The sequence below is a fragment of the Pseudolysinimonas sp. 10J20-29 genome, from assembly GCF_055809595.1.
Genome location: NZ_JBVVUF010000001.1, coordinates 1 through 7,603 on the forward strand (window position 1 = coordinate 1; position 7,603 = coordinate 7,603).

Genomic DNA, 7,603 nt, shown 5'->3' on the forward strand with positions numbered 1-7,603 from the left:
CTCGTGAGACAGGCCCCGCTGTTAATCTCAACGGAAGCTCACTTGCTATCCGGGGGGACAGACATTGGCTACACAGCGACGGAAGAACCAGGTGCCCAGTGGGCAGATGGCGTTCGACCTTTGGGGACTTGGCGACTCCGACGCGGAAGCCGCAGTCTCTGCGGCCGCAGACGGACCGATGACAACGACCGAGCGCGAGCTCGCAGAACGAGGGGAACACGTTGAACTACTACGGAGTCCGGATTCGCGATCGGTGGGCGCAGATGGCGCCGATGGCGTATCGCCAGATCACGGACCCGGAGACGTTCTTCTCGGAGATGGGGGAGCGGATCGGGACGCAGATCGTGGAAATGGCACGAGATCTCGCGGGGCCGGACCTGCCGGGGGAGACGTACTTGAACAAGACCGGCCGGCTACAAGCCGCCCGGCTGCAAGCGGAGGAAGTGATCATGTCCACGGAAGTGATGTGGCCAGCGCCGGAGACCTCGATGGAGGAACTTCGGGAGGAATGGGAGTCGACCAGCCCGATGGACGTGGGGCTGATCGACTGGGCGTTCTCGATCGAGGGGACGGTGTACGAGGATCAGCTGGAGGACGCGGCGGCAACCTGGATGGTGCCGATCGACTTCCTCCGCGAGCTCGCGACGACATCGAGCCCTTCAGCTTTGATGAAGAAGCACGAGGAGATGCTTCAGCGGAGTCGGGATCTCCGGTTCGCCCGCTGGCTGGATCAGCAAGCAGCGCAGTAGCACCTCGGTTCGTTCCGCGCTCCCAGGACGAACTCGCACCCTCCGGGGCGAAGGCGCGCTTCGCGGCGAACGTGGCAGCGATCGAGGTGTCGCGCCGCATTCAGGAGAGCGGACGCACCGCAACCCCTGACGAGCAAGCCGTGCTCGCGCGGTGGTCGAGCTGGGGTGCACTGCCCGACGTCTTCGACGAGAACAAGTCCTCGTGGACGAGCGAGCGCGCCCAGCTGCGCGCGCTTCTGGATGACAAGGCATACGCGGAGGCGCGTCGAACAACGATCAACGCCCACTACACCGACCCGGCCTACGTGCGCGAGATCTGGCGTGCACTGAAGGAACTCGGGTTCAAGAACGGCGACGTCTTGGAGCCCGGCTCCGGTGCGGGCACCTTCATCGGCCTCGCGCCGGCTGGCGCCCGCATGACCGGCGTCGAGCTCGACAGCACGACCGCTGCGATCTCTGCCGCCCTGTACCCGCACGCCAAGGTGCTCAACGAGTCGTTCGCAGACACCATCGTGCGCAACGGGCAGTTCGATGCAGCTGTCGGAAACGTGCCCTTCGCTGACGTTGCTCTGCACGACCCGGTGCACAACCGGGGCAACCACTCGATGCACAACCACTTCATCATCAAGTCGCTGGCCGCGACTCGCCCTGGCGGCATGGTGGCGGTCCTCACGAGCCACTACACGCTGGACGCGCGCAACCCCGGCGCGCGTCGCGAGATGGCCAAGCTGGCAGAACTCGTCGGAGCCGTGCGGCTTCCTTCCGGCGCGCACCGCCGAGCGGCAGGGACCGAGGTGGTCACGGATCTGCTCATCTTCCGTCGCCACGATGCCGATGCGGCGCGCGACTTCGGGGACTGGGACACCGTGGCCCAGGTCGTCGTCGACGACGCCCAGATCTCGCTCAACAACTACTTCGTCAATCGCCCCGAGCACGTGCTCGGAGAACTGTCGGTCGGCACCGGCATGTACGGCTCCGCGACGCTACACGTGAAGTCCCCGCTTTCCGAGACGTCTGAACGGCTCCGCTACGCGCTCGACGACATCGTGCGTAGCGCCACCGAGCGCGGGCTGACCTTCGGGGCGGCCGCGCCGGAGGTTGCAGCCGAACGGGCCGCATTCGTTCCTGCACCGGCCAACAGCTGGGACGGCACGATCCTCTCTCGGCCGGGCAACGTGTTCACGATCGTGAACCGCGGCGGTGAAGAACCGCTGGCGGTTCCCAAGACTCAAGCCACTGAGTTGCGTGCGCTTGTGCAGCTGCGCGACTCTGCCGTCGCGCTACTCGAGGCGGAGGCCAAGACGGTCGACGACACCGACGAGATCGATGCGGCACGCACTCGCCTGCGTGAGCGCTACGACGCCTACGTTGCGCGGTATGGCCCGCTGAACCGCTACACCCTGCGGTCGACGGGTCGAATCGACGAGGAGACCGGCGAGACTCGCATGGCGCGCGTGACGCCGCGCGCACTCGCCATCCTCCGGCAAGACCCGTTCGGCCCGCTCGTCATGGCGCTTGAGCAGTTCGATGAAGAAACCCAGGAAGCCGCCCACGCAGCGATCCTCACCCGTCGTGTCGTCCAGCCTCGGCCTGTTGTCGAAGGTGTCGAAACGGCCGCCGAAGCAGTCGCGATCAGCCTTGACCGGACGGGTGGCGTTGACCTTGAACTCGTAGCCGATCTGCTTGGCGTCGACACAGAGCAGGCGCGCCGTGAACTCGACGGCCATGTCTTCGACGATCCAGCCGGCGGACTGGTGCCGACCGCTGAGTACCTCAGCGGTGACGTGCGCACGAAGCTCGACGCCGCGCGCGAGGCCGCGCTTGACGATCCGCGTTTCGAGCCGAACGTCGCAGCCTTGCAGGACGTCCTGCCGCCGTCGCTGACGAGCGAGCAGATCGAAGCCCGCATGGGAGCGGTCTGGATCGACGCCGCGACTCATCAGCAGTTCCTCAACGAGATCCTTCAGGACCGATACGTCCGCGTTGAGAACCCTGTTGCCGGCATGTGGACAGTCACTGGCGGTGTTCGCCAGTCCGTGCGCGCCACCAACGAGTGGGGCACCGATCGTCGGCCCGCACAGGACATCGCACAAGCGCTCATGGAGCAGCGCGCTCTGATTGTGCAGGACGAGATCGAAGGCAGCGACGGGCGCAAGACTCGGGTGACCAACCCGGTCGAGACGTCGGCGGCGCAAGAGAAGGCCCGCGAGATGCAGGAGCGATTCTCCGAGTGGGTATGGGAAGACCCCGAGCGAGCGCAGCGACTCACCGAGGAATACAACCGCCGATTCAACTCGATCGTCCTCCGGAACTACACGGGCGCTGGTGACTACCTGACGCTCCCGGGCATGGCCGCGAACTTCTCACCTCGGCCGCACCAGCGTGACGCTGTTGCGCGCATGATTGCCGAACCCGCTGTTGGACTGTTCCACCAGGTGGGTGCCGGCAAGACCGCCGAGATGGTGATCGGCACGATGGAGCTCAAGCGGATGGGCCTGGTCAAGAAGCCTGTCGTCGTTGTCCCGAACCACATGCTCGAGCAGTTCGGTCGCGAGTGGCTCCAGATCTACCCCCAGGCGCGCATCCTGGCCGCAGCAACCAGCGATCTTGCTGGCGATCGCCGTCGCATGTTCGTAGCGCGCGCGGCCGCGAACGACTGGGACGCGATCATCATGACGCGGAGCGCGTTCGAGCGCATTCCGCTGTCGGCAGAGAACGAATCCCGCTACATCGCTTCTCAGGCCGAGGCGCTGCGCGCCGCCCTTGAGAACGACGAAGCGAACCTCTCCGTCAAGCGCATCGAGCGTGCTGTTGTTCGTCTCGAAGAAGCCGCCGCGAAGCTTCTCGACCGGCCGCGCGACCCCGGCCTCACCTTTGAAGCTACGGGAATCGACTACGCGGTAGTCGATGAGTTCCACGGGTACAAGAACCTTCGGACCGAGAGCAACATCCAGGACGCTGCGATCACTGGCGCGCACCGTGCCAGCGACATGCACATGAAGCTCGAGTATCTGCGTTCGCAACACGGTGCGCGAGTCGTCACCGTGGCGACCGCCACGCCGATCGCGAACTCGATCACCGAGGCGTACGTCATGCAGCGCTACCTCCGACCCGACCTGCTCGAAGCGGCCGGCATCGGCAGCTTCGATGCGTGGGCGGCCACCTTCGGTGAGACGGTCACCGACATGGAGATGGGTCCCACCGGGAGTGACAGCTTCCGTATGAAGACCCGTTTCGCCAAGTTCCAGAACGTGCCGGAGATGCTCCGCATGTGGCACGTGTTCGCGGACGTGAAGACCGCCGAGGATCTCCAACTGCCGACACCGGCACTGCGCGCTCGCCCCGATGGCGAGCGTGCGCCGGAGACTGTCGTGCTTCCCGCCACCGAGCAGTTGCAGTCGTACATCGCAGAACTCGGAGAGCGTGCAGACCTGGTGGCGGGTGGAAGCGTCCAGCCGACCGAGGACAACATGCTGAAGATCTCCACCGATGGCCGGAAGGCTGCGCTCGATATGCGCATGGTCAACGAGTGGGGAGATCACGGCGAGGGCGTCAAGTTGAACGCCGTCGCAGCTCGTATCGCGGCCGAATGGCGCGCCACGCGCGAGAACATCTACACGGACGTCACGACGGGCGAGGAATCCCCTGTACGCGGTGGACTTCAGCTGGTCTTTGCCGACCTCGGCACGCCTTCAGATGAACGCTGGGATGCGTACAACGAGCTCGCGCTGCTGCTCACGCAGGAGGGGCTCCCGCGTGAGTCGATCCGGTTCATCCATGACGCACGGAACGACGCCGAGAAGGCGCGACTGTTCGCGGCCGCCCGCGCCGGCCACGTCGCGGTGCTGATCGGCTCGACGGAGAAGATGGGCGTCGGCACGAATGTGCAGGCCCGCATGACGGCGATGCATCACGTCGACTGCCCGTGGCGCCCGGCCGACGTCGAGCAGCGCGACGGACGCGGTGTTCGACAGGGCAACCAGAACGACGAGATCGCGATCTACCGGTACGTCGTCGAGGGGAGCTTCGACTCTTACATGTGGCAGGCAATCGAAAGGAAGGCACGGTTCATCGCGCAGATCATGCGCGGCCGCCTCGACGTGCGCGAGCTCGAAGACATTGGCGACACCGCGCTGTCGGCGTCCGAGGCCAAGGCGCTCTCGTCGGGGAACCCGCTCCTGCTGGAGAAGGCTGTGGCCGACAACGAGCTCGCGCGGCTCGAACGGCTCTCGCGCGCCCACTCTCGTGGACTCAGCAGTCTGAGCCTGACGCGCGAGGTCGCAGCCGACAAGATCAACTTCCTGGAGAGTCAGCTCGCTCTGCTCGAGGTTGCCGCCACGCGCGCCGAGGACGTGAGCGGCGACGCCTTCCGCATGAACGTCAACGGGACCGTGTGCACCACACGCACCGAGGCCATGCACGCGATCGCGGACTGGGCTAACACGGCTGGCTTGCGCTACGAACCGATCCGCTCCGAGAGGGACTTCGGCAAGATCGGGTCGATCGCCGGTTTCGACGTGCACGCGCAGATGCAGACGCGCGTGGACTACGGGAAGCCGAGCTACGTGTCCATCAAGCTCGCTGATGTCCCGCGTTCAGGACTTGCCTTCGAGCGGGACGAACTGTTGCAGCCGGGAGTCGGCGTGGTGCGCTCCATCGAGAACCGCACCACGTCGATCGAGCGCAGCATCCGTGAACTGCGTCAGGATCTTGAAGCGCAGGAGCGCACGATCGCGGAGGCCGACGATCGTCTGCACAAGCCCTTCGGTCAGGCTGACGCTCTCGCGGCCGCGCGCGCTCGCGCCAAGGAGGTCGACGACCAACTCGCCGCCATGCACGCGGAGCAGGCGCGAGCCAAGGCTGCGGAGTCATCCAACTCCAACGCCGACGTTGACGTCGCGCGCGCCGGTTTTGCGCAGCCTGCCAGCGCGGCTCTGAGCGCCACGACCGCAGGCCGTGTGGCGTCGCGCGAAGCGGCACAGGACGGTGGCCCCGAACTCACCCGCTAGCGCGGTTTCGTTCACCTTCCACCTCCCTCCCTGCCCCCCAACACATGCTGAACGTCGCGGCGCCGGGCGGGTGTCAAGGGTGCCCCGCAGGGGCATCGCGTGCGACGCGAAGCGCCCTTGATACCCGCACAAGCCGATGGCACAATCTCCCGGCATGGGGGGCAGGGGACCCGGCACGATCTTGCCTCGACAAAGGAAGCGGCCCCACCGTCTACACGGTGGGGCCGCTTCCTTCCTGGGGCAGTCGTTAGAACTGATTCTCGCCGCTCGCGACGACGCCGGTGGGCGGCGTCGAGCGCGGCTTTCGCGCGGCCTTCGGACGCGCGCCAGCCGGCGGCTTGAGGTCGCGCAGGTCGCGCTCGGAGAGCCCCGCGTCGAGCGCGGACTTGTACGCGGCCGCCCACTTGCCGTTCGCGTCATCGAGGCGACTCTGCGCCTCGGTAGCGGTGTTCGCTGCTGCACCTAGCTCGTGCACAGCGTCCACCTTGGACTGGATGCGTGCTTCCTCGTCGCGGCGCGTCTTTTCAGCCAGCGCGGCGACGTCGATTCCCTTAGCCATGCGTCGATCCTACGGCTCGTCGCGGCACGCGAACAACAGCCACTTCAGCCCTCGCGAGCGAGGGGCCTGATCCGGTCACCCGGTGGGGGGGACCGGAGCAAGCTATAGACTTAGCACGGCTAAGTCGGGCTTGGTGCTGGACTGGGGCGTCCATCACGGGCATACTTGCCCTATCGGGCCGTATGGTCCCCGCCGTTATGGCGGGTTCGCTGCGCTGGGCCAGGAGGAAGGAGAGTCGCGTGAACGACCAGAGTTCTCGACGGCTGCTCGGCCGCCGTCGCCGCGCGAATGTTGAGGGCGGCCGCACCATTCGCCACGAGGTGAAGGTGACGCCCGAAGAAGAAGCTCGACTGCTTGGTGCAGCGCATGCACAGCAAGTCACCGTGCCCCGACTCTTGGTGGAGTCGGCCTTGAACCGAGGCGACGGCATGACGATCACCGAGCGCCGTCAGCTTGCCGTCGCGCTCAATGAGTTCTCCCGATTGCTCGGCACGATCGCGAACAACGCGAACCAGTTGGCGAAGCATGCGAACACGGAGCACGAGATCCCGGCATGGGCGCTCGATGTGGTCACCGACTACCGCGAGATCCGCCCGCAACTTCGCGAGCTCGTCGCGCGGCTGGTGTCGTCGTGATTCCGAACATCACGCGCGGCGATCGGTTCGGCGGACTCATGTCGTACCTGTTCGGTGAAGGACGTGAGAACGAACACACTGATCCTCACGTCGTCGCCGGGGATGCGGAGACGTTCGTGCTGTTTGGCAGCCGGCCGTTGGACAAGGCGGACCAGCTGATGTTGGGCGCGGAACTTGATCTCGCGCGCGTCACGACGGGGACAGAGGTCACGCGCCTTCGCCGCGTGAATGGTGCAGACGGCAGCGTTGCGACGCTTGAGCGGCGCGCTGCGCATGTGTGGCACTGCTCGCTCTCGCTTCGCTCGGAGGAAGGTCAGCTGACGGATGAGCGCTGGCAGGAGATCGCGGAGCAATTCGTCGAGCGCATGGGTTTCACTGACGCAGACGGGCGTGCGCCCTGCCGTTGGGTTGCTGTCCGTCATGGACTCAGCAAGAACGGAAACGACCACGTTCACCTGGCCGTTTCTCTCGTGCGTGAGGACGGCACGAAGGCAAGCGTGCACAACGACTTCTCGCGCGCGCAAGCGGTGGCTCGTGAGCTCGAAGTCGAGCACGGTCTGGAGGTCACTGGCGATCGCGCGGAAGGGCTCGGTACTCGAGGTGTCTCGCCCGCCGCGCTGAACGCTTCCGAGGGTCGCGGGGCGTTGACGC

The 7,603-nt window shown here is 65.9% G+C and carries 5 protein-coding genes; 4 read left to right on the forward strand and 1 reads right to left on the reverse strand.

The features are described from left to right. Window positions 1-221: 221 nt before the first annotated feature. Window positions 222-749, forward strand: a complete 528-nt coding sequence (locus tag AC0L6Y_RS12865) for a hypothetical protein (protein ID WP_473558700.1) — start codon at window positions 222-224, stop codon at window positions 747-749. A gap of 71 nt (window positions 750-820) precedes the next feature. After that, the gene (locus AC0L6Y_RS12870) at window positions 821-5,758 is read left to right on the forward strand and encodes a helicase (RefSeq protein WP_473558705.1); all 4,938 of its coding nucleotides are present in this window, start codon (window positions 821-823) and stop codon (window positions 5,756-5,758) included. Window positions 5,759-6,005: 247 nt separating this feature from the next. Here the strand turns inward: AC0L6Y_RS12870 and AC0L6Y_RS12875 are convergent, their stop codons facing one another. Continuing rightward, a complete protein-coding gene (locus AC0L6Y_RS12875) occupies window positions 6,006-6,317 on the reverse strand; it encodes a hypothetical protein (protein WP_473558709.1) in 312 nt (103 codons plus the stop codon). Between the two features lie 239 nt (window positions 6,318-6,556). Here AC0L6Y_RS12875 and AC0L6Y_RS12880 point away from each other — a divergent pair, with 239 nt between their 5' ends. Both AC0L6Y_RS12880 and AC0L6Y_RS12885 read left to right on the forward strand, forming a co-directional pair. Then, window positions 6,557-6,952: a plasmid mobilization protein gene (locus tag AC0L6Y_RS12880; protein ID WP_473558715.1), complete on the forward strand. Its 396-nt coding sequence runs from the start codon at window positions 6,557-6,559 to the stop codon at window positions 6,950-6,952. Beyond that, window positions 6,949-7,603, forward strand: a 655-nt coding sequence (locus tag AC0L6Y_RS12885) for a relaxase/mobilization nuclease domain-containing protein (RefSeq protein ID WP_473558720.1), incomplete at its 3' end; no start/stop codon positions are given. The genes AC0L6Y_RS12880 and AC0L6Y_RS12885, both read left to right, overlap by 4 nt.